The 22,916-nt window shown below is 68.1% G+C and carries 18 protein-coding genes; 11 read left to right on the top strand and 7 right to left on the bottom strand.

Translation table 11 applies throughout. The annotated features are described in order from the left end of the window. Nucleotides 1–10 precede the first annotated feature (10 nt). The gene (locus SPI01S_RS11160; protein ID WP_066722302.1) at nt 11–979 is read right to left on the bottom strand and encodes a family 43 glycosylhydrolase; all 969 of its coding nucleotides are present in this window, start codon (nt 977–979) and stop codon (nt 11–13) included. Between the two features lie 102 nt (nt 980–1,081). After that, nucleotides 1,082–3,847 carry a TonB-dependent receptor gene (locus SPI01S_RS11155; protein ID WP_066722141.1) on the bottom strand — a complete coding sequence of 922 codons (2,766 nt, stop codon included), beginning with the start codon at nt 3,845–3,847 and terminating at the stop codon, nt 1,082–1,084. A gap of 316 nt (nt 3,848–4,163) precedes the next feature. Here SPI01S_RS11155 and SPI01S_RS11150 point away from each other — a divergent pair, with 316 nt between their 5' ends. Both SPI01S_RS11150 and SPI01S_RS11145 read left to right on the top strand, forming a co-directional pair. Continuing rightward, nucleotides 4,164–5,321, top strand: coding sequence for an aldose epimerase family protein (locus SPI01S_RS11150; protein ID WP_066722140.1), 1,158 nt, complete (start codon nt 4,164–4,166; stop codon nt 5,319–5,321). A gap of 29 nt (nt 5,322–5,350) precedes the next feature. Beyond that, the gene (locus SPI01S_RS11145; protein WP_066722300.1) at nt 5,351–6,493 is read left to right on the top strand and encodes a cellulase family glycosylhydrolase; all 1,143 of its coding nucleotides are present in this window, start codon (nt 5,351–5,353) and stop codon (nt 6,491–6,493) included. A gap of 125 nt (nt 6,494–6,618) precedes the next feature. Here SPI01S_RS11145 and SPI01S_RS11140 read toward each other — a convergent pair whose 3' ends face one another. Beyond that, nucleotides 6,619–8,061 (bottom strand): PQQ-dependent sugar dehydrogenase, encoded by a 1,443-nt coding sequence (locus SPI01S_RS11140; protein WP_066722139.1) that lies wholly within the window; start codon nt 8,059–8,061, stop codon nt 6,619–6,621. A gap of 318 nt (nt 8,062–8,379) precedes the next feature. Between SPI01S_RS11140 and SPI01S_RS11135 the strand changes: the two genes are divergently transcribed. From SPI01S_RS11135 to SPI01S_RS11125, 3 genes are all read left to right on the top strand, one after another. Next, nucleotides 8,380–9,120, top strand: a complete 741-nt coding sequence (locus SPI01S_RS11135; protein ID WP_066722136.1) for a DUF72 domain-containing protein — start codon at nt 8,380–8,382, stop codon at nt 9,118–9,120. Further along, entirely contained in the window at nt 9,117–10,154 is a 1,038-nt protein-coding gene (locus SPI01S_RS11130; protein ID WP_066722134.1) for an ATP-dependent DNA ligase, read from the top strand. Before SPI01S_RS11135 ends, SPI01S_RS11130 begins: the two co-directional genes overlap by 4 nt. Nucleotides 10,155–10,252: 98 nt before the next feature. Next, entirely contained in the window at nt 10,253–11,218 is a 966-nt protein-coding gene (locus SPI01S_RS11125) for an alpha/beta fold hydrolase (RefSeq protein ID WP_169804500.1), read from the top strand. Here SPI01S_RS11125 and SPI01S_RS11120 read toward each other — a convergent pair. Then, nucleotides 11,215–12,090 carry an NAD(P)H-hydrate dehydratase gene (locus tag SPI01S_RS11120; protein WP_066722132.1) on the bottom strand — a complete coding sequence of 292 codons (876 nt, stop codon included), beginning with the start codon at nt 12,088–12,090 and terminating at the stop codon, nt 11,215–11,217. The two genes, SPI01S_RS11125 and SPI01S_RS11120, sit on opposite strands and share 4 nt — an antisense overlap. Next, nucleotides 12,087–12,848 (bottom strand): histidine phosphatase family protein, encoded by a 762-nt coding sequence (locus SPI01S_RS11115; protein WP_066722130.1) that lies wholly within the window; start codon nt 12,846–12,848, stop codon nt 12,087–12,089. Before SPI01S_RS11115 ends, SPI01S_RS11120 begins: the two co-directional genes overlap by 4 nt. Before the next feature lie 578 nt (nt 12,849–13,426). On the opposite strand from SPI01S_RS11115, the gene SPI01S_RS11110 reads away from it, so the two are divergent. After that, nucleotides 13,427–13,843 (top strand): hypothetical protein, encoded by a 417-nt coding sequence (locus SPI01S_RS11110; RefSeq protein ID WP_066722128.1) that lies wholly within the window; start codon nt 13,427–13,429, stop codon nt 13,841–13,843. 16 nt (nt 13,844–13,859) lie between these two features. On the opposite strand, the gene SPI01S_RS11105 is transcribed toward SPI01S_RS11110, so the two are convergent. Next, complete coding sequence (locus tag SPI01S_RS11105; RefSeq protein ID WP_066722126.1) at nt 13,860–14,411, bottom strand: PRC-barrel domain-containing protein; 552 nt, start codon at nt 14,409–14,411, stop codon at nt 13,860–13,862. Nucleotides 14,412–14,499: 88 nt separating this feature from the next. Continuing rightward, the gene (locus SPI01S_RS11100) at nt 14,500–14,868 is read right to left on the bottom strand and encodes a cupin domain-containing protein (RefSeq protein WP_066722124.1); all 369 of its coding nucleotides are present in this window, start codon (nt 14,866–14,868) and stop codon (nt 14,500–14,502) included. 500 nt (nt 14,869–15,368) lie between these two features. Between SPI01S_RS11100 and SPI01S_RS11095 the strand changes: the two genes are divergently transcribed. The 5 genes from SPI01S_RS11095 (at nt 15,369) to SPI01S_RS11075 (ending at nt 22,833) form a co-directional block, all read left to right on the top strand. Continuing rightward, a complete protein-coding gene (locus SPI01S_RS11095) occupies nt 15,369–17,795 on the top strand; it encodes a TonB-dependent receptor (RefSeq protein ID WP_066722121.1) in 2,427 nt (808 codons plus the stop codon). A gap of 4 nt (nt 17,796–17,799) precedes the next feature. Continuing rightward, nucleotides 17,800–19,200 (top strand): MFS transporter, encoded by a 1,401-nt coding sequence (locus SPI01S_RS11090; RefSeq protein ID WP_066722119.1) that lies wholly within the window; start codon nt 17,800–17,802, stop codon nt 19,198–19,200. Between the two features lie 18 nt (nt 19,201–19,218). Further along, nucleotides 19,219–20,172, top strand: coding sequence for a TauD/TfdA dioxygenase family protein (locus SPI01S_RS11085; RefSeq protein ID WP_066722117.1), 954 nt, complete (start codon nt 19,219–19,221; stop codon nt 20,170–20,172). Between the two features lie 64 nt (nt 20,173–20,236). Then, nucleotides 20,237–21,892, top strand: a complete 1,656-nt coding sequence (locus SPI01S_RS11080; protein WP_066722293.1) for an arylsulfatase — start codon at nt 20,237–20,239, stop codon at nt 21,890–21,892. Further along, entirely contained in the window at nt 21,889–22,833 is a 945-nt protein-coding gene (locus SPI01S_RS11075) for a formylglycine-generating enzyme family protein (RefSeq protein ID WP_157084651.1), read from the top strand. The genes SPI01S_RS11080 and SPI01S_RS11075 overlap by 4 nt, the downstream gene beginning before the upstream one ends. The last annotated feature ends 83 nt before the right edge of the window (nt 22,834–22,916 follow it).

The following is a 22,916-nucleotide window of genomic DNA, read 5'->3' as shown; positions in this document are numbered from 1 at the left end:
GGCGCATTCCTCAATGCAGCGGCAGCCTCGGTGCGGCCGCGCCATCGGTCATGCGGATCGGCAGAATGCGGCCGTCGGCGGCGTACCGCACGCGGTCGATCGCGACCTGCCGCTCGCCGGCATAGGGCGCCGGCCCCGGCGGCCGTTCCCAGCGATGATAGACGATCAGCCATCGGCCCGAGGGCGTCCGCACGAAACTGTGGTGCCCGGGCCCCTGGTGCCGCGCATCGCCCGTCAGGATCGCGCCGCGATACGTCCACGGGCCGGTCGGCGACCGGGCGGTCGCGTAGTGCACCGAATAATCGGGCCCGTTCCACCGTCCATGGCTGTAAGACAGATAATAGGTGCCGCCCTGCGCGTGCAGGAACGCGCCTTCGGTGAAGTTCGGCGGCGTGGCGACGGGGATCTCGCGGGCGATGCTGGTCATGTCCGCGCCGAGTTCCCAGACCCGCAGCTTGGCGCCGGCGCTGCCACCGGCATAGAGATACGCCTTGCCGGATCGCCGATCGACGAACACCATCGGATCGATCGCTTCGAAGCCGTGGCCGCCATCGGCGACGAGCGGCCGCCCGGCGTCCCGATAGGGACCTTCCGGTCGGTCGGCGACGGCAACGCCGATGCGGCTCGGCGTCGGGTTCTGGGGTCCGACCGAGTAATAGAGATAATAGCGGCCCCGGCGCACCGCGATGGCCGGCGCCCAGAGGAAATGGACCGGCGCGCCATCGTTCTGGATCCAGCCGATCTGGTCGCGCCGGATCAATTCGCCCCGCGGCTGCCAATGCCGCAGGTCCCGCGACGAGAAGGCGCCGAAGCGGTCCGCCGCCCAGCTGCCGCCCGGGCCACCGGTGGGAAACACCCACAGCGAATCCCCGATGAAGAGCGCGTGCGGGTCCGCCCCGCTGAACTGCGGGTTGTCCGCCTGCGCCGCGCCCGCAAGGGCAAGGGCGAAGGCCGCGACCAGCCAGCGCGGCGTCCTCATGCCGCTGCGTTGCATCATCGCAATGCGCACCGGTACATCTCCGATCCTCGTTGATTCAGCCGATGCGGGGCGCGACCCTTCGGCCGCACCCCGCTTCGCGGGTCAGAAGCGGAAGCGCACGCCAAGCGAATAGGCACGCTCCAGGTACAGCACCTGCCGGGTGTAGCTGTCGCCAGTGTCGTACTGACGGTAGCGCTGCAGCGGATTGCCCAGCACGTTCACCACGTCGAAGGCGATGGTGATGTTCTGCACCGGCGTCATCGTTGCCGAGAGATCGAGCTGGCCGCGGCTCTTCTCGATCACCGGGTGCGCGATGGGATCGAGCGCCTCGAGGCTGTAGAAGGAGACGAACTTCGAGCGATAGTTATACGCGACACGCGCCGAGAATTGCGGCTTCTCGTACAAGGCGACGAGGTTGCCCGACCATTTCGACACACCCGGGAAGTCCTGCTGCCGGTTGCCATATGTCCCGGCGAAGCTGGGGATAAGGTCCCCCTTGGCGTCGATGAAGGTGCCGTTCGCCTGGATGCCGAAGCCCTTCGCCCATTCCGGCAATCCGTCGATGTCGAGGAAGCTGGTGAAGGTCACCTCCGCGCCCTGCAGGCGTGTCTTGCCGAGGTTGATCGGCGAGGCGATCCGCAGGCCCGGCTGCGAACGGTCGTCCACGGTGGCGAGGAAGCCTTCGGCATCGTGGCGGAACAGCGCGGCCGTAAACGAACCCGCCCGGGAGAAATACCATTCGAGGCTGGCGTCGTAGTTGTTGGAGGTCAGCGGCTTGAGGTTCGGATTGCCCGCAGAGCCGCCGCGGCGCAGGCGCTCCACGCATTCCGGCGTGGTGGCATCGACGAGGCACGGATCGCCCGGCGCGAGGATCACCGGCTGGCCCAGCGACGTGTTCGGCCGCAGGTCGAAGAAGTTCGGCCGGGTGCGCGTCTGGGTGAAGGCGAGGCGCAGCTGCAGTTGGTTGGTGAAGCCGATCCGCGCGCTGACGTTCGGCAGATAGTCGGTATATTCGTTCTCGGCGCTCACCGCCGGATAGGTGACCGCACCGCCGGTCGCCTCGATTCGGGAAAAGCCGTCGATCTGCGTCTTGGTCTTCACCGCGCGCAGGCCGACCACCCCGTCGACGACCGTCTGCCCCAGGTTGAAGCCGTACTTCATCTGCGCATAGGCGGCGTAGGACTTCTCGTTCGCGCGGAAGTTCTCGGCGGGGTTGAACGGCGGGATGCCGGCGGGTACGCCGAAGAAGCTGCGGAGCGCGGGCAGATTGTCGCGGATGCTGTCCCGCGTGGTGGCGGCGTAGAAGACGTTGGGCTGCACGTCGTTGTAGACGAAGCCCGGCCGCGTCGCCTGCACCACGGCGCCCGGCAGCGCGGTGAGCGGCACGCGCGCGCCTTCGTTGTTGATGTAGAGGTTGCCGAGGTCGCGGCCCGCCTTGCGATCCGAATAGCGGATGCCGACGTCGACGCGCTTCAGCAAGCCGCCGTCAAAGTCGTAGGAGATGTCCGCCCGCCCCTGCCAATCCTTGCCGTTCACCACCAGCAGTTCCTGCCACAGCCCGCGGCTGATGAAGTTGGCGGGGTTGGTCAGGTCGAAATTGACGAAGCGCTGCGTCGGGCCGCCATCGATCGGGGCCTCGAACTGCACGTTGCGCACCGGCGAGCTGGCTGCCGCATAGTCGATATTGACGTTGTTCGCGGTGTACTGGCTGTCCGTATAGGCAAGGTCTGCCGAAACCCGCAGGCGATCCCTGGTCCAGATCGCGCCGCCGCCGGCCTGATAGGTGTCGGTATGCCCGTTGAACGAGCCGGTGTACCCATCCGGCCGTGCCGCGCCCGTCACGGTCATGCTCGCGATCTGGTTGCTGCCGGGTCGGGTGGTGATGTTGGAAAGCTGCATCCCGTCGCCGAAGATCGGGATGAACATCCAGCGATTATAGTCGCGCGAGCGGAAGCCCTGAAACAGGCCGTCGGCATAGATTTCCAGCTCGGGTGTCGGCTTCCACTGGAAGGCAGCGTTGGCCGAAGGGCGCCAGCGATCGCCATAGCCGAGGAAGTTACCCTGCGCGTCCGGATAGCGCAGCCCGGTCTGCCCGGCGGGCGCATTGCTGGCATTGGTGGTCGCGATCACCAGCGACTGTTCGCGCGTGGAATCGAGGAAGTTGATGCCGACATAGGAGGCGTTGACCAGCAGCCCCATCTCGCCGATGCCGGTGTTCCAGCGATCGCTGATCAGCAGGTTGCCGTTCCAGGTCGTGCCCTTGGACTGTTGCGACAGCACGCCGTTGAGCGAGCCGGAAAGCTCGAAGCCGTTGAAGTCGAAGGGCCGGCGTCCGCGGACGTTGATCGCGCCGGCGATCCCGCCCTCGATCTGGTTGGCGAGGCCGGACTTGAACACTTCCAGCGCGGCGACCGTGCCGGCGGGAAAATCCTGGATGGCGACGTAGCGGCCCTCCGCCGTGAAGATCTGGCGGCCATTGTAGGTGGTGGTCAGGTCGGGCAGGCCGCGCACCGTGACGCCTGCCGATTCCCCGCCGCCGCGCGTGACGTTGACGCCCGCGACCCGCTGCAGTGCCGAGGAGGCGAAGGTATCCGGCAGCTTGCCGATGTCTTCCGCGACGATGGCATCGACGATACCGTCCGAATTGCGCTTGATCGCCTGGGCGGACGCGAGACTGCGGCGCAGGCCGGTAACGACGATCGCCTCTTCGCCCCCATTTTCCTGCACGGCAGGCGGCGGCGCGGCGGGGTTGATGGCGTCGGCGCTGGACGTCTGCGGCTGGGGCGCTTCCTGCGCAACCGCAGCCGGTGCAGCTGCGCATCCGATCACTGCCGAAACCGACGCGCACAGCAATGCCTTCATCTTCATGCGAAACCTCCCCTTTTTTTGGGCCCGCTGCGTTGTCGGGCTTGTTGATTGCGGCGAGTTTAGATAGGCCTGACATCGCAAGCAACATATTTATCATATATTTGCTGGCGATCGGCACAGGGGAAAATCGACCTGGCCGGCAGGGGAGGAATGCAGTGGAAACCAGATGGGATGCCATGCCGGAACGGCAGATCCTGCGCGCCGGTCCCTCGCGCGGGGATGGCGATCGGCTGCCATGCGGCGCTCGCCCCCTCCCCTTCGTTTCGCATCGACGACGCCCGCATCCAAGAAAACGGCAATCGGGAGGAGAAGGACAATGAAGGTTCTGACAGCGATCGGCGGCATGGCCGCCCTGGTCGCACTGGCCAACCCCGCCGAAGCGGCCACCGCAAGGCGCGGCATCTTCGGCAAGATGACGGACGGGCGCACGGTCGCGTCGGTCACGCTCACCAATGCGAAGGGCGTGTCCGCGACGGTGGTCGCCTATGGCGCGATGCTCCAGGCACTCGTCATGCCCGATCGCAACGGCCGCAAGGCGGACGTGATCCTCGGCTATGACAATATGGGCGACTATATCGCCAAGGGGCAGTTTTTCGGCGCAACCGTCGGCCGCTTCGCCAACCGCCTTGCCGAAGGCCGCTTCCGGCTCGACGGCCGCAGCTTCCAGACGCCGGTCAATGACGGCAAGAACGCGCTGCATGGCGGCACCGTCGGCTTCGACAAGGTGCTTTGGGACGTGGTTTCGGTGAAGGACGGCCCCACGGCCTCGGTCACGCTGCGCTATGTCAGCCGCGACGGCGACCAGGGCTATCCCGGCAAGATGACGGTCGACGCGACCTACGCCCTGGACGAGCGCAACAACCTGACGATCGAATATGTCGCGACCAGCGACGCGCCGACGATCGCCAACATCACCAATCACAGCTATTGGAACCTGTCTGGCGAGGGTGCCCCCAACGGCGCGATGGGGCACCGCGTCACCATCCCGGCGCAGGCCTATCTGCCCACCGATGCCGGGGCGATTCCCACGGGCGACTTCAAGAGCGTCGCCGGCACCGTGTTCGACTTCCGCACGCCGCAAACCGTGGGCGATCGCGTCCGCGATGCGCGCGACCAGCAGATCGTGTTCGGCCGCGGCTATGACCATAATTGGGTGATCGGCCGCGAGGTGACCCGCGACCAGCACCTGATGGCGAGGGTCTACGACCCCGCCTCCGGCCGCGGCTTCGAGCTTTGGTCCAACCAGCCGGGCCTCCAGTTCTACTCGGGCAACTTCCTGGACGGGACCACCCACGGCAAGGCGAAGCGCATCTACCGCGAAGGCGACGCGATCGTGATGGAGCCGCAGATCTTCCCGGATTCGCCGAACCAGAAGGGCTTTCCGAACGCCCGGCTCGATCCCGGCCAGACCTATCGCAACGTGATGACCTACCGCCTGACCACGGGCGGAGCCGCGGCGCCGAAGAAGCGCTGAGACAGCAGAAAAGGAGAGCAGACCTGATGATGATCCGCCGCAGTTTCCTTCTCGCCGGCGCCGCGCTGGCGCTCGCCGCCACCCTTCCCGCCGCCGAAGCGCGCGACCAGTGGACCAAGGCGCAGGCCAATAGCTGGTACGCCCGGCAGCCCTGGATGGTGGGCGCCAATTTGACCCCGGCGACCGCGATCAACCAGCTCGAGATGTTCCAGGCAGAGACCTGGGACCCCAAGCGCATCGACCTCGAGCTTGGCTGGGCCGAGAAGATCGGCATGAACGTGATGCGGGTGAACCTGCACAATCTGCTGTGGGAAACCGACCCGCAGGGCCTCAAGCGCCGCATGGACGAATTCATGACGATCGCGGCCAGGCACCACATCAAGACGCTGTGGATCTTCTTCGACAGCTGCTGGGATCCCGATCCCAAGACCGGCCCGCAGCATCCGCCGATTCCGGGCGTCCACAATTCCGGTTCTGCCCAATCGCCCGGCGCGACGCGGCTGAAGGATGCGTCGCAATACGGCAAGCTCGAAGCCTATGTGAAGGACATCGTCACCACCTTCGCCAGGGACGAGCGCGTGCTCGGCTGGGACATCTGGAACGAGCCCAACAACGGCGGCGGCGGCAACTACGCCCCTACGCCGGACAAGAACAAGTACGTCGCGCTGCTGCTGCCCCGGATGTTCGCGGCGGCCCGCGCGGCGGATCCGATCCAGCCGCTCACCTCGGGCGTGTGGATCGGCGACCATTGGGACGACCAGGCCACGCTCGACGCCGTCGAGAAGATCCAGATCGCCCAGTCCGACGTGCTGAGCTTCCACGATTACAGCTGGCCCGAGACGTTCGAACACCGCGCCAACCAGATGCTCAGCTATGGCCGTCCGGTGCTGTGCACCGAATATATGGCGCGCGGCAACGGATCGACGTTCGACAACACGCTCCCGATCGGCAAGCGACTGAACATCGCCATGTTCAACTGGGGCTTCGTCGACGGCAAGTCGCAGACCCGTCTGCCCTGGGACAGCTGGAAGAAGCCCTATACCTATGAGGAACCGACCATCTGGTTCCACGAGGTGTTCCACGGCGACGGCAAGCCCTATCGCCAGGCCGAGGTGGACCTGATCCAGCGCCTGGCAACCGCGCCGAAGGGCGTCGTTCCCGCCGCGCGCTGATCGTCCGCCGCGTGGTCCACACCAACGGCCAGCCCTTCGCGCCGGGCTACCGCGCGGCGTTCTGATGCACGTGGCCCCGCGCCGACATCGGTCGGCGCGGGGCACATCCGTCGCATGCGAGCCGGTCAGCTGCCTTCGACCGCGAACACGTCGCCGCCCGCATCGAGGAGGAACACCAGGCCGCCGGGCGACGTCTCGATCGCCACCGGCCGCTTCAGCGTACCGGCATCGGGCGCGAAATCGGCGTCGCGGCGTTCCACGACATCCGACGTGAGCGACTTGCCGGGCACCAACAAGCTGCCCTTGATCGTGAAGATCGCACCGCCCTGGTCCGCGAAGATGACGACGTCGCGCAACGACGCCACCTGGCTCGGACCGCGCGCACCGGCAACGATCGACTGCCCCGTCCGCAGTCCGCCCGTCCGGTAATATTCGAGGACCGGATCGGTCAGCCCGGCCGGCGGGGTTCCGGCAACCATCCGCACCCCTTCCTTGAACGGCCAGCCGAAATTGACGCCCGTCGTGTTGGCGGTGAAGAAATTCAGCTCCTCGGCAACGGCCTGGCCATGGTCGGCGAAGAGGATTCCGTTCGAGAACCCGGTGCCGCCGCGCGGCTGGTGCAGACCCTTGGCGACCTTCGAGACGAGGAAATACTGGGGGGACGCGCCCGCATAGGGGTCCGGATTGGGCACGATGCGGACCAGCTTGCCGAGCCATGAGGAATCGTCCTGCGCGCTGCCGCTCGGATCGCCGGCGCCCCCGGCATCGCCGATCGCCGCGAACAGGCCGTCGCCGGTGTAGATGAACCCGCCGCCACCCGCATAGTTCGGGGCGCTCGTCGCGAGCACCGGCATGCTTTCCTCGACGATGTTGCCCAAGCCGTTCCGCGAGAAATGCGCGATGATGAGGAAGCCGTTGTCCCGTACATACATGACGAAGAAGCTGCCGTCGGTGATCGCGCCGCGCCCATAGGCGATCGCGAGAACGCCGCCGGACCCGACGCTGACGATCTGGTGCACCAGGGTCTTCGCGCCGCTCGCCAGATCAAGGCTGTAGATCGCGCCGCCCTTCTCCGCGACCAGCATGGTCTGGGCATCCTTCGGCGCCATCGCCACCGGGTTGGTGAAGCCGGTGCCCACCCGGCGCACGGCGACGCCTTCCTTGGCATTACCGACCGTCACCGACACGGCCAGCGTGGTCGATGCCTTGCCGTCGCTGGCGGCGATCTGAACCTCATAGACATTGTTCTGGTCGGCATCGGCGGGCAGGTCGTAATTGGGCGAATCCACGAAGGAGAGCTGTCCCGCCGCCGAGATCGTGAAGCGCTGGGCGTCCGCACCCCCGACGATGGCATAGGTCAGCGCGTCACCGTTCGGGTCGCTGGCCACCGCCTGATAGATGCTGCCCGTCACATTCTCCACGACGCTGGCGGTGGCTGCGGAGCTGAACACCGGCGGCTGCGCGGGGCTGGATCCGCCGCCCCCACCGCTGCATGCCGTCAGGCTGAGCGCGAGCGCGGAAGAGACACCGCCCCCCATCCGCAAGAAGGCGCGTGCATTCGACTTCATGATTTCCCCCTTCGCCGGTTGCGTCCGGCGCGAGCGCCATCGCCAGCCCGGTCGGCGACGTCAACGGACGTGCCGTACGTGCCCCCCTCTCCGCCCGTTGGCGGGCATCCAACACCCTTTGGACCGCACGTCACGAAACCAGGTGCCTTCCACCGCCGAAGCGCATCAAGCATGTGTACGCCCTTCCCGAAATGCGTGCGCGAGGCCGCGGCCGGCGAGTGCGACAGCTCCGCGACCGTCTGTCCGCGCCGGGTTTCGGAACGAACGCCGTCCAAAATCGATGAGACAGCGGGATCTGGCTGCCGTGGAGGGGGGAAGATGAAACTGGTGATCGGAACCGCAGGCTGGTCCATCCCTGCCGTCGATCGCCCTGCCTTCCCGGCCGAAGGCTCCGCGCTGGCGCGCTATGCTGCACGGCTACGCGGCGTGGAGGTGAATTCCTCCTTCTACCGCCCGCACCGGCGGTCCACCTGGCAGCGCTGGGGCGAGAGCGTTCCCGATCATTTCCGCTTTTCCGCCAAGATCCCAAGGGCAATCAGCCATGACCGGCGACTGGTCGACGTCGAGGCGCAGCTCGCGCAGTTCCTGGAAGAAGCCGGCGGCCTTGGCGAGAAGCTGGCGGTGCTTCTGCTCCAGCTGCCGCCGAGCTTCGCCTTTGACGCGGATATGTTCTCCGCCTTTGCGGCCACCGTTGCCGCGAAGACCAATGTACCCGTCGCCTGCGAGCCGAGACATGCCAGCTGGTTCACCCCTGCAGCCGAGGCTCTGCTCATCCGGTGGAAGGTCGCGCGCGTCGCCGCCGATCCGGCGCGCGTCCCTGAAGCAGCGGTGCCGGGCGGCTGGCATGGGCTCTCCTACTGGCGGCTGCATGGATCGCCGGTGATGTATCGCTCCGCCTATGGCGAGCCGCGCCTGCGCGACATCGCGGCGGCGCTCCTCGCCGATACCGAGGCCGCCGGCCCCGTCTGGTGCATGTTCGACAACACGGCGGCCTCCGCAGCGCTGGGCGACGCGCTCCAACTTTCCCGCCGGTTTCCAGCGCCTGGAGAGCGCCGATGACGACGCCCGATCTGTCGCCGATGGAGGCCAGGCTCGTCGCCGCGCTGCCGGAGGAAACGGGCTGGCAGTTCGAACCCAAATGGGACGGTTTCCGCGCACTGGCATTCCGGCGCGGGAGCAAGGTCGACATCCTGTCCAAGTCGGGCAAGCCGCTGGGCCGCTACTTCCCCGAGATCGTCGAGATGATCGAGGCGGTGGGGCGCGACGACTTCACGCTGGACGGCGAGCTCATCCTGCCGATCGGGGGCGTGCTTTCGTTCGACGCGCTCCAGGCGCGCCTGCACCCCGCGCCGAGCCGTATCCGGCGCCTCTCGCACGACACCCCGGCGCAATTGATGCTGTTCGACTGCCTTCGGCTGGACGGCCGGGATCTGCTCGCCGCCCCGCTGCAAGCGCGCCGCCGCTGCCTTGAGCGCTTCCATCAGGAACATGGCGGACCGGCGCTGCTGCTGTCGGACCGCACGGAGCGGATCGAGACCGCCCGCGCCTGGCTCGCCCAGGGCGGCGGCGCCCTCGACGGCGTGGTCGCGAAACAGCTCCACGCGCCGTATCGCCCGGGCGAGCGCGCAATGCTGAAGGTGAAGCAGCATCGCTCCGCCGACTGCGTCGTCGGCGGCTTTCGGCGGACGAAGGAGGGCGGCGGCGTGGCATCGCTGCTGCTGGGCCTCTACGACGATGCGGGCCTGCTGCATCATGTCGGCTTTACGTCCGGCATCGCAGCAGACGCGCGCGGGCCGCTGCTCGCTCGACTGGAACCGCTGATCGACCCGCCCGGCTTCACCGGCAAGGCGCCCGGCGGGCCGAGCCGCTGGAACAACGGCGCCGAAAGCGCCTGGGAACCGCTCTGCCCGGAACTGGTGGTGGAAGTGCTGTACGACCAGGTGACCGGCGACCGGTTTCGCCACGGCACAAGGCTGCTGCGCTGGCGCCCGGACAAGGCACCCGCCCAGTGCCGCATGGAGCAGCTGATCCACGAACTGCGCCCTGCCGAGCTCTCGACGCTGACCCGCGCCGACGACAGCCGACAAGCCTGAGCGGTGCCGGCATGCTGTCGAACGATCCGCCCGGCGCCGGCGACGCTAGCCGCACGCAACACTCGCAACCAAGCCGTATCACGACACGTTCCCTGACCATGCACAGCAACCATCCAGCGACGTCCGAACGCAGCCGCACGATCCGCATCGCGGCTGCCATGGGGGTGGCAGCCGCCGGCACCGCGCTGTTCCATCATCTCGCGAGCCGACGCGCCGAAGCGCAGAACCCGCCGCAGGGGCGTTTCGTCGATGTCGACGGCGTCCGGCTGCACCTCGTGGACCGCGGCTCCGGCAGCACGGTGGTGCTGCTCCACGGCAACGGCGTGTCGCTCGGCGACTTCATCGCCAGCGATGTGCTCGATCGGCTGGTGATGACGCACCGGGTCATCGCCATCGACCGGCCGGGCTTCGGCCATAGCAGCCGCCCCCGGGGCCGGGCCTGGACACCCGCGGCGCAGGCGGCGCTGTTCGCCAAGGCGCTGGACACGCTCGGCATCGAGTCGGCGGTGGTCGTGGGGCATAGCTGGGGAGCGATGGTCGCGCTGGCACTCGCGCTCGATCATCCGGAGAAGGTGGCGGGATTGGTCCTGATGTCGGGCTATTACTATCCGACCGTCCGGGGCGACGTGGCCCCCGCAGGTCTGGCGGCGGTGCCGCTGGCCGGCGACGTCCTCGCGCACACCGTCTCGCCGCTGGTCGCCGCGGCGACCGGCCCGGCCGTGGTCGCCGCGAGCTTCGCACCCGCGCCGGTATCGCCGAAGTTCGAACGGTTCCCCAAGGCGCTGGCGCTGCGCCCCTCCCAGCTCCGCGCCGCTTCCGCCGAAGCGGCGATGATGGTGCCGGCGGCCGCCAGCCTGTCACGTCGATATGAGGACCTCGACATGCCGATCGCGATCCTTGCCGGTGCCGGCGACCGGATCGCCTGGCCCTCGCGGCATGCCGAGCGCCTCGCCCGGGCACTGCCCACCGCTACCCTCCGGCTGATCGAAGGCGAGGGACATCTTTTCCACTATGCCCAGCCCGACGCGGTGGCCGACGCAGTCGGCGCGGTCGAGCGCGGCTAACCCGCCGCCATCAGGCCGGGGATTTCCTGCGGGAGTTCCCGGCCGAGAAACCCGATCGGCCCGACGCGCGCAGCCAGCCGCCGCCCGGCCTCGCCGTGCAGCCACACGCCCCAGGCGGTGGCGATCAGGGGATCGGCGCCGCGCGCCAGCAGCCCGCCGATGGCGCCCGCCAGAACATCGCCCGACCCGCCCGTCGCCAGGCCTGGACCGCCCTCCGGATAGCGGAGCACCGTCCCCTCCGGCGTCGCGATATGCGTCTCCGGCCCCTTCAGCGCCACCACCGCACCGAAGCGGGTCGCGGCCGCAAGGGCAATGTCGGCTGGGGCACGGGCGATCCGCTCCGGATCCACCGCCATCAGCCCGGCCATTTCGCCCGGATGCGGCGTCAGCACGGTGCCGCCCGTACGCCCCGCGATCGCCGCGTCGCGCTCTGCCGCCACTGCAAGCATCGCCGCGTCGAGCAGCAGCGTGGGCGCCGAATGCTTCGCGGCCAGCACCGCATCCAGCAACGGCCCCGCATCGGCATCGGCACCCGTGCCGGGCCCGAGCACCAGCGTGTCGCATCGTTCCAGCAGCCCGGCGAGTTCGCGTCCTGCCGCACCGCCAAGTTCGCCCGCGCCGTTCGCCGTCAAGCCGAAGACGGCCGCCTCAGGCATTGCCAGCCCCAGCCCCAGCGCCGCGCGCTCCACCGTCGCAAGCTGGACCTTTCCGGCCCCTGCGCGCAGCGCGCCCTCACCGGTCAGCCGCAGCGCGCCGGGCAACTGCTCCGATCCCCCGGCGATCAGCACACGGCCGCGTGCGTTCTTGTCGGTCGCGCCGTCGCAGGGCGGCAGCGGGTTGGCGGCCAGCCAGGCGCGATCGAGCGCGATCATCCGCGGGCGCCCACCCTTGCATCGGGCGCCGCCGTCACCGTCGCCGCCACATCGTCTTCCATCGGTGCGGTGACATTGTAGCGGACCAGCTCCAGGCCCTTGTCGTCACAGACATATTCGGTGACCGAACAATTCGCGACATCGCCTTCGCGATCGATCGCGAGGATCTCCGCCTCGCTCATCCCCTCGAGGATATAGCGCATGCACAGCACGACAACCTGGTGCGCAACGATCATCACCTGCTGTCCCGCATAGTGCAGCGAAACGGTATCGAGCAGCGAGCGCAGCCGCAGGATCACGTCGCACCAGCTCTCGCCGCCGGGCGGCCGATGATAGAATTTGCCGAGCAGGCGCCGAAACTCGGCCTGGTCGGGGATCTGCGCGGCGATGCCGGCGGTGGTGAGCCCGTCGAGGATGCCGAACTCCTTCTCGCGCAGCCGCTCGTCGGTACAGAGCGTCGCGCCCATCGCGGCGCCGCCGGCGTCGCGAAACAGCCGCGCGGTCGCATGGGCGCGAGCATAGGGACTGCACAGGATGGCATCGGGCGCGCCCAGCCCCCCTCCCGCCGCAAACCATCGCCCGAGCGCCTGCGACTGGCGCTCGCCCAGTGCCGACAGCGGCACGTCCACGTCGCGTTGGTCGAGCGCGATCCGCTCCGCTCCGGCGACATGCGCCGCATCGCGCGCAACATTGCCCGCGCTCTGGCCATGCCGGATCAGCCAAAGGCGCGCCGGCCAGCGGGAAGCAACGGACGTCATGGGAGATAAATGCTGCCTGCGCGCGCTCGTTCCCGACGCGCGCTTCGTCCTGTCACAGCGCCCTCGGCTGGCGGATCGCTATTCCCCGGGCCTGGCCCGCCGGAGCGCAGCGCGTCGCCATCGTTCCCCGCGTCCCGGCAGCCGAACGCACGAAGGGCCGCTCCATCGCTGGAGCGGCCCTTCCATTGCCTGCCTTCTGAAGGCCAGGACGTCAGACGCGACGAGCCTCCGCGAGGTCGGCCATACGCATCGGATCCGCCTTCAGCGGCGTGGGACAATGAGACATTCGACCACCTCCTTTCTGTTGTTGCACGAGGCCAGCAATATTGGCGTCGCTCGACAAATTTCAAGGATTGCAGGCAGTTGGTAGCAAAAACCCGCCTGTTCGCTTCAGCCCGCCGCGCGGAGGGCGCAAGGCGCCGGTACCGCTTGGCTCGGCGCATGCCGCGCCTGACAGCGTCGCCCCTCGCCGCGCACGGCCATGGCCGGCGGAACGCTGGCGTAGACGTAGATCAATATCTTCGTCGGGATCTTACAACCGAAACCGAAGTTCTGGCTGCAACAGGAAGGAGGCGAGCATGTGGGCGCCCCAACCATTTTTTCGACAGTCGACCATCTTGCTGGCCGCGCAGCAGGAGTTTTGTACCGCGTACCTCGCCCAGGCGCTGTCCATGTTCGGGCTGCGGACCGTTGGCCCCTTTTCTTCCGTTGCCCAACTGCACGCCTGGGTCGACGCTTCTCCCTCTGCCGCAGCCGCAATCATCGCCGCTGACTGGCTTCGGGGATCGGCAGCGTCCCTGCCGCTGTCGCTGGCGCGGTTGAACATTCCCTATCTTGTGGTCGACAACGCCCCCTGGCGGGACGGAGCTTCGAGCCTGCAGCCGGCATTCATCTGGCCATATGCCGCGTTCCAGGTCATCGAGGCCCTGCAGGACGCGGTCGCGACATCGATGGGCCTGCACGACGTCGCGGAACCGGTGCAGCACGGCAGCTGAGCGCCCGTCGAGCGTTCTACACGGGCTCCACGACGGGCAGCTTCGACAGCGCCACGGCATTCATCGTCGTCACGAGAGCGCCATCCCGCACGCGGACGTCACGCCATGGCAGCCGGCGCATCGTTTCACCGATGCCGGCGACGCCGCCCTCGCGGATGACGAGGTGCGACAGCCCGCCGCCCGCGCATGCCAGCATGGCGTCCACCGCATAGGCCAGAACAGCACCGTCGCGGCCTTTCACCGGCATCCCGTCGAGGCCGGACGCGGCGAAGAGGTTCTCCCCCGGCCGTTGCCGGCTGATTTCCTGCTCGGCTTCGGCCGCATCGCTGAAGCGGGCGCGCAGCCCCAGCCAGCGCCAGATGCCGAACAGATCGACGAGGCCCAGGAAGATGTTGCTCCACAGCAGTTGCGTCTGGTGCGTCGCGATCCCGACGACGATCCACGCAGCGGCGCCAACCGTAAACACGACGAAGCCCCAGCCCGTGACCCGCGCGCCGAGATTGGACGCCGTCATCAGGGCTGCGACACAGGTTGCCGCAAGGGCCAGCCAGCCCGCCATGTCTGCCATCGATTGTCCTTCCCCTCATGCGCGGGCGCAGCGCAGCCGCCGACGCGACCCGCCGGGGCGCGCATACGGGCGCGCCCCGGCGATGCCGTCACGCCTCGGCGGCCTCGGCTTCTTCCTTGGTCTTGTGCGCGATCCCCTGCTCCTCGGCAGGCGGCGAGTAGATGGTGAACAGCTTCAGCGGTTCGTCGCCCTTGTTGATGATATTGTGCTTCGCGCCCTTCGGGATGACGATCATGTGGTTGGGCGTCACCTTCGTACGGCTACCATCGACCACAGCCTGGCCTTCGCCTGCCACGAAGAAGGTGGTCTGATCGGCGTCATGCGTCTCTTCGCCGATGTCCTCGCCGGGTTCGATGCTCATCAGGACGACCTGGCAGTTGTCGTCGTAATAGACTTCCTTCTGGAAGTTCTTGTTCTTCGTCGCCAGGTCGATCATGTCCTTGTTGAATACAGCCATGCGGCATCTCCTTGCTCGTGTGGACACTCGTGCCGAGGCGAGCCTGCTCCGGCCGAACCGCCGCTCTCAACGACGTGCCGGCGCGAAGGGTCCGAGCGCATGTTCGATTGCGAAGCGGTGCAATCCTGCATCGTGAACCCGCAAAGGCTGGCGGAGGTCAGCGGATGTGGAAGCCTTGGCGCGCCCGACGGAGGTGGAGCGGGCGGTTCCGGTCTTGGCCGCGGGTGACGTCTCTCGGCGCCCAAGCTGCACTTCGTCGCGCCCAAGCCAAACTAGGTTCCGAATCTCTACCAATTAAGTAGAGATAAGACACCACCACAGGGAGGTACCATGATCCGACCGAAGCGCCGGGGCCGCTGACCCCCGTTCGCGGTTCCACAAGGCCGACGATCCCCACTGATCCGCACTGACCGCCGGAGCGCTCGGGCACCGATCCCCGGGCGGCGGGGCCGTGCGGCCCGACAAGGGACGATCGGCCGACGACCAGCAGGGAGATACCATTGTCGTTCCATTCGTCCGTGTCGGCATGGCTTGCCGGCGCAAGCCTCGTTGCGCTCTTCGCCGGTGCCGCCCAGGCCCAGACCGTCCAGCTTGCGGCCGCCGATCCGGTGCGCGCGCCGCTAGGGGGGGAGGCGAGCGAGGCCGAGGCCGCGCCGGCCGATCAGGTACACGACATCGTCGTCACCGCGCGCCGCCGGACCGAGCGCGCGCAGGACGTGCCGATTGCCCTCAGCGCGATCAGCGGCGAGACGCTCGCGGCACGCGGTGACTATCGGCTAGATCAGATCCAGCAGCTGGTGCCGGCACTGCAGGTGTTCAGCTTCAACCCGCGCAACACCAACATCAACATTCGCGGCCTCGGCTCGAACGTCGCGCTCACCAATGACGGGATCGAGAACGGCGTCGGCCTCTACATCGACGGGGTCTATTATGGCCGACCGGGACAGAGCCAGTTCGACCTCGTCGATCTCGAGCGCGTCGAGGTGCTGCGGGGCCCACAAGGCACGCTGTTCGGCAAGAACACCACCGCCGGCGCGATCAACATCAGCTCGCGCCTGCCGAGCTTCACCACCGAGGCGCAGGGCGAGGCGAGCTTCGGCAATTTCGGCTACCGCCAGCTGCGCGGATCGCTGAGCGGGCCGCTGATCGCCGACCTCGCCGCCGCGCAGATCAGCCTTGCCGAGACGCATCGCGACGGCTTCCTGCACAACGTCACGACCGGCAAGGACGTCCACAACTACGACGACTTCACCGCGCGCGGGCAGCTGCTCGTCACGCCGCTGACCGGGCTGCAGATCCGGCTGATCGGCGATTATTCGAACCAGCGCCAGCAATGCTGCATCAACCTGCCGGTGTCGGCCTTCACCAGCTATACCAACGGCGCGACCATCGCGAACAACTGGCTGCAGCGCGCCGCCCGCGCCGGCTACACGCCCCTGCCCTTCGACCCGTACGCGCGGAAGACCGACGCCAATTCCCCCTTCTACGCGATCATGGATACCTGGGGGCTATCGGGCCAGATCGACTATGATCTGGGCGGGGCCACGATCACCTCGATCACCGCCGGCCGCCACTGGAACTGGTATCCGTCGAACGATTCCGACGTCACCCGGCTGTCGGTCAATCTCCAGAGCAACCAGCAGAATTTCCAGCGCCAGTTCAGCCAGGAGGTGCGCATCGCTTCCAATGGCGAGCACCGCATCGACTGGCTGATCGGCGGCTATTATTTCTGGCAGGTGGTGCGCGGCGTCGGTGCCGCGATCTACGGCCAGGACGCACCCAACTGGCTCTACCCGGCCGACGCGCCCGCGGTCTCCGACGCGGCGGTGAACGGCTTCACCTCGCGCTCGCGCTCCGATCCGCACACCCGCAGCCTCGCCGCCTTCGCGCAGACCACCTGGCACATCGATCCGCGCCTCAGCCTCACCACCGGCCTGCGCTTCACCCATGAGGACAAATGGGGCAGCTATGTCTCGCAGCAGACCAACGGCAAGTCGCTCGCCGGGCTCACGCCTGCCCAGGCCGCCCGCGCCCAGGCGATCCGCAACGGCCTCGCCCCGCCCGCCAACTACAGCGTCAACGCCAAGGACGACAGCTGGTCGTGGCTGGCAACGCTCAGCTGGAAGCCGGTCGACGACGTGCTGCTCTACGCAACGACATCGCGCGGCACCAAGTCGCAGGGGCTGAACCTCACCACCATCCCCGCCGGTGTCAGCCCCGTCGTCGATCCCGAGCAGACCGATAACTACGAGGTCGGCCTGAAGTCGCAGCTGTTCCACCACACGCTGACCGCGAATATCGCCGGCTATTGGGCGGACGTGTCCAACTACCAGACGACGATTGTCCAGCAGGTGATCGGCACCAACAGCTACATCAACTATATCGCCAACATTCCCAAGGTCCGCTCGCGCGGGTTCGAGGCGGATCTGGCGTGGCAGCCGATCGCCGCGCTCGGCTTCACCGGGGCGCTCGCCTATACCGATGCGACCTACCGCAGCTATCCGAACGGCCCGACGCCGGTGGAGGCGCTGAACCCCACCACCGCGCAGCCGGGCGGATCGCCGCTCCAGAACATGAGCGGCCAGCGGCTGGCCGGCGTGCCCAAATGGTCCGCCTCGCTCGGCGCCGATGCCAGCCACGCGCTGACCGACCGGATCGACCTCTACGGCCATGCCGATTGGTCGTGGCGATCCGAATATTACACCGTCGCCAGCAACAGCCGCTACGGCCTGGTGCCCGGCTACGACCTGACCAACCTGCGCGTCGGCCTGCGGCTGGACAAGGGCAGGTTCGACCTCTCGGTCTGGGCCCGCAACGTCTTCGACAAGAACTATTTCCAGACGCTCAGCGTCGCGAACACCGGGCTCGTCACGGCGATCCTCGGCGATCCGCGCACGCTGGGCGCCACCCTCCGGACGAAATGGTGAGCCCATGGCGACGATCCCCGCCCACGACACCCGGTTCCGCATCGCCTATCCGCCGGATCGTACCGACGATCCGCCGGCCTGGCGGCTGATCGGCTTCGCTTCGCTGGCGGTACCGATCGCGGGGGCAGGGCTGCCGCTGATCCTGTTCGTGCCGCAGCTCTACGCCACCCAGTACGGGCTTTCGCTGGCCACCATCGGCCTGATCTTCTTCCTCGGCCGCTTCTGGGACGTCGCCGCCGATCCGATCGTCGGCGTGCTCAGCGACCGCACCCGCAGCCGCTTCGGCCGGCGCAGGCCGTGGATCGCGGCGGGCGGCCTGCTCTTCGGCCTCGGCTCCGCGCTGCTGTTCTTCCCGCCCGCGGTGGTCGCCCCGCTCTACCTCGCCGTCGCATTGTTCATCTTTTACGCCGGCTGGACGATGATCGAGGTGCCGTTCTCCGCCTGGGCGGGCGAGCTTTCCGGCGCCTATCACGGCCGCACCCGATCGGTAGCCTTCCAGCAGACCGCGCAAGCCTCGGGCCTGCTCCTCGTGCTGATCCTGCCGACCCTCCTCGAACAGATCCGCCCCGCCGACATCGCGCTGAAACTGCACGTCGTCGGCGGCTTCATCCTGCTGACGCTGGCGCCGGCGCTGCTGCTGAGCCTCACCGCCTTTCGCGAGCCGCCCCGCCCCGCCTTCGAACCCAAGCCCGAAGGCTTTCTGCGCACCACCAGCCTGATCCTGCGCGACCGGCTGCTGGTCCGCGTGCTCGCCTCCGACGTGGCGGTCACCGCCGGCCAGTCGATCCGTGCCGGGCTGATCACCTTCTTCGCCGTGAACTATATGGGCGCGCCGGCCTGGGCGAGCGGACTCTACCTGTTCCAGTTCGTGTTCGGCGTATTCGCCGCCCCGATCTGGCTGCAGATCGGCCGTCGCCTCGGCAAGCGCGAGACCGCCATTCTGGGCGAGCTGGTACAGGTCGCGATCAACCTCGGCCTGCTGTTCGTGGTGCCGGGCGGGATCGGGCTGCTGCTGGCGCTCACTATCGCGCAGGGGCTCGCCCAAGGCTCCGGCAACCTGATGCTGCGCGCGATGGTCGCCGATGTGGCCGATCATCACGAATTGGAGACCGGGCACAACCGCACCGGCCTGTTCTTCTCGGTATTCAGCCTCGCCACCAAGGCGGGGCCGGCGATCGGCATCGGCATTGCGCTGCCGCTGATCGCCTGGATGGGGTTCAGCCCCAAGGGCGCGAACACGCCCGAGGCGCTGGAGACGCTGAAATATGTCTTCGCGCTCGGCCCAGCGCTCGCCCACATCCTCTCCGCCGCCCTGATCTGGCGCTTTCCGCTCGATGCGCAGCGCCACGCCACCATCCGTCGCGCGCTGGATGCGCGTGCCGCCGGCCAACTTCCCCACGACTGACCCTGAAGGAGAATGCACATGACCGTTCAGACGCATGACTTCACCACCGCCGTCCCCAACGCAGCCGACCCCGACAGCGTGCTCGACGTGCACCCCGTGGCCGGCCGGATCGGCGCCGAGATCCGCGGTGTCCGCCTCGGCGGCGACGTCGACAATGCCACGGTCGAGGCGATCCGCGCGGCGCTCTACCGCCACAAGGTGATCTTCTTCCGCAACCAGACGCATCTCGACGATGCCGCGCAGGAGGCCTTTGCCGAGCGGCTCGGCGATCCGCTCGCGCACCCCACGGTGCCGGTGGCGGCCGGATCGCGCTTCCTGCTCGAACTGGACAGCAAGGAAGGCGAAGCCGCTTCTGCGTGGCACACCGACATCACCTTCCTGCCCGCCTATCCCGCCGCGTCCATCCTGCGCGCGATCACCATTCCGCCGGCGGGCGGCGACACGCTCTGGGCCAATGCGGTGACCGCGTACGAAACACTGTCCGAACCGCTCAAGGCGCTGGTCGAGAACCTCCGCGCGGTCCACACCAACGCCTTCGACTATGCCCAGCAGCGGCCCGAGGCGACCAGCGAGCAGGTCCGCCGCCACCGCGAGGTATTCGCCTCCACCGCCTATGAGACCGAACATCCGGTGGTGCGCGTCCATCCCGTCACCGGCGAAAAGCTGTTGCTGCTCGGCAGCTTCGTGAAGAGCTTCGTCGGCTTCAGCCGCGAGGATTTCGCCCGGTTGTTCGGCATTCTCCAGGACCATGCGACCAAGCCGGAGAACACGGTGCGCTGGCGGTGGAGCCCCGGCGACGTGGCGATCTGGGACAACCGTGCCACCCAGCACCGCGCCATCGCCGATTTCGGCACCCAGCGCCGCACGCTGCGCCGCGCGACCATCGCCGGGGATGTGCCGCGTGGCATCGATGGTGCGCCCAGCCGGGTGCTCAAGCCCGAGCCTGTCGCCGCGCTCGAAGCCGCCGCCTGATCCCAGCCTGCACCGGCCGCGCTCCCCCCTCAGGGGGCGCGGCCCCTTTTCGGATATGCCCTCGATGCGCCTTCGCCTCGCCGCCCTGCTCCTGCTGCTGCTCCCCTCGCCCGCCGTGGTGGCGCAGAACCAGCCCCGCCCCGCCCCGCCCCCCAAGCGGCCGAACATCCTGATCATCGTCGCCGACGATCTCGGCTATTCGGATCTCGGTGCGTTCGGCGGCGAGATCCACACGCCCAATCTCGATGCGCTGGCCGAACACGGCCTGCGGCTCACCGGCTTCCACGCCGCGCCCACCTGCTCGCCGACACGATCGATGCTGCTCTCGGGCACCGACAACCACCTGGCAGGCCTGGGCAACATGGCCGAGCTGGTCGCACCCAACCAGGTCGGCAAGCCCGGCTATCAGGGCTATCTGCCCGACGATGTGGTGACGCTGGCCGAACGGCTGCGCGACCTCGGCTATGCGACGGCGATGTCGGGCAAGTGGCATCTCGGCACGCGCCCGCAGGACGATCCGACCCGCCATGGCTTCGATCAGGCATTCACGCTGCTCCAGGGCGGTGCCAATCATTTCGGCATCGACGCGACCGCCGTGCCGCTGCCCGGCCAGGCGACCTATCGCGAGAACGGCGCCACCCTGCCGAGCCTGCCCAAGGACTTCTATTCGTCCGACGCCTACGCATCGAAACTGATCGGCTTTCTCGGGCATGCCGATCCGGCGAAACCCTTCTTCGCCTATCTCACCTTCACCGCGCCGCACTGGCCGCTGCAGGCTCCGGCCGAGGACATCGCCAAATATCGCGGCCGCTACGATGCCGGGTTCGAAGTGCTCCAGGCCGAGCGGCTGAAGCGCCAGCAGGCGCTGGGGCTGGTGCCGGCGGGCGTGAAGCCCCACCCCTTCGTGCTGCCCGACGGGCGCGACTGGGCGCACCTCTCCGCGCAAGAGAAGCAGGAGCAGGCGCGGCTGATGGAAGTCTATGCGGCGATGGTCGACCGGCTCGACCAGAATGTCGGCAAGGTGATCGCCCACCTCAAGGCGACCGGCCAGTATGACAACACCATCATCCTGTTCCTGGCGGACAACGGTGCGGAGGGCATCGACCTCGCCACCACCAGGCTGCCGACGATGGCGGCGCGGCTGAAGGCGGCGGACAACCGGCTCGACAATCTGGGCGCGGCGACCTCCTACACCGCCTATGGCCCCGGCTGGGCGCAGGCGGCGACGACGCCGTCGTTCCTCTACAAGGGCTTCACCAGCGAAGGCGGCACGCGCGTGGCCGCGTTCCTTTCCTATCCCGGCTGGAAGCGGCAGGGCGGGATCAGCCATGCCTATGGCACGGTGATGGACGTGGTGCCGACGCTCGTCGAAGCCGCAGGCGGCAGCTGGCAGGGCAACGACTATCGCGGGCGCGCGGTGCAGCCGGTGCGCGGGAGCAGTTGGCTTCCGTATCTGCGTGGGCAGTCCAAGGCGGTGCATGGCCCGAAGGAGATCGTCGGCACCGAGCTGTTCGGCCGCCGCGCGATCCGCCAGGGCGACTGGAAGATCGTCGATCTCGGCGACGGCTGGAAGCTCTACAACCTCGCCGAAGATCCCGGCGAGACCCGCGACCGCGCCGCCGATCAGCCGGCCCGGCTGAAGAGGCTGGTCGCCGCGTGGGACGGCTATGCCAAGGGCGCGCGCGTCGTGATGCAGACCACCCCGGCGACCTTCCCGTGAAGCCGGTCGCGCTTCTCGCAATTCCGCCGCTGGTCGCGCTGCCGCTGCTCTGGGCGACGCGCCCGGCAGCGGCACCCACCCCTGCCGGTCCGCCGCGGGTGTGCGCCGGCAGCCATGTCGATCGGCCGGTGCGCATCCCCGCCAGCCGCTTCGTGATGGGCAGCAGCCGCTATTATCCCGAGGAAGGCCCGCCGACCGAGGCGGACGTCCCCGCCTTCGACATCGACGCCCACGAAGTGACGAACCGCCAGTTCGCCGCCTTCGTCGCGGCGACGGGTTATCGCACCGAAGCGGAGAAGCCCGGCGGCGGCGCCTTCGTGTTCGTGCCGCCGAAAACCGCGATCGAGGAGCCCGATCCGCGCCGCTGGTGGCGCTTTGTCCCGGGCGCGAACTGGCGCCACCCCGAGGGGCCGGGCAGCGGCATTGCCGGGCACGAGGAGGAGCCGGTGGTCGCCGTCACCTTCGCCGATGCCCGGGCCTATGCCCGCTGGGCAGGCCGCGCGCTGCCCAGCGAGGAGCAGTTCGAGGCGGCGGCGCGGGTGGGCATCGCCGATCCCGATGCCGAGCCCAGCCCGGATCGCGCCAATTTCTGGCAGGGCAGCTTCCCGAACACCAACGCCAAGCGCGACGGCTATGCAGGCCGCGCGCCTGCCGGCTGCTTCCAGCCGAACGGTGCCGGCGCCTATGACCTGATCGGCAATGTCTGGGAATGGACCGGCAGCTGGTATCTGCCCAGCCACGCGCCCTTTGCGGTCGGCGACGGAACGCCCGGCAATCCGAGCTTCGATCCGCGCCAGCCCGATGCCCGCGCGCGGGTGATCAAGGGCGGATCCTATCTCTGCGCCAGCAACTATTGCGCCCGCTACCGCCCCGCCGCCCGCCACGCCCAGGAGGAGACGCTCGCCGCATCGCATCTCGGCTTTCGCACCGTCAGCCGGTAAACGCCTGCATGCAAAAGGTTTTCGCGGAGGCGCGAAGGCCTGCTTTGCCGCGTGCAAGCAAAAGCTTATTTTCCTATTCCGCA

The organism is Sphingomonas pituitosa NBRC 102491 (genome assembly GCF_001598435.1).
In the GTDB taxonomy this organism is placed as follows: domain Bacteria; phylum Pseudomonadota; class Alphaproteobacteria; order Sphingomonadales; family Sphingomonadaceae; genus Sphingomonas; species Sphingomonas pituitosa.
The sequence above is the reverse complement of the archived record's forward strand: the minus strand, read 5'-3'. Positions and strand labels throughout refer to the sequence as shown.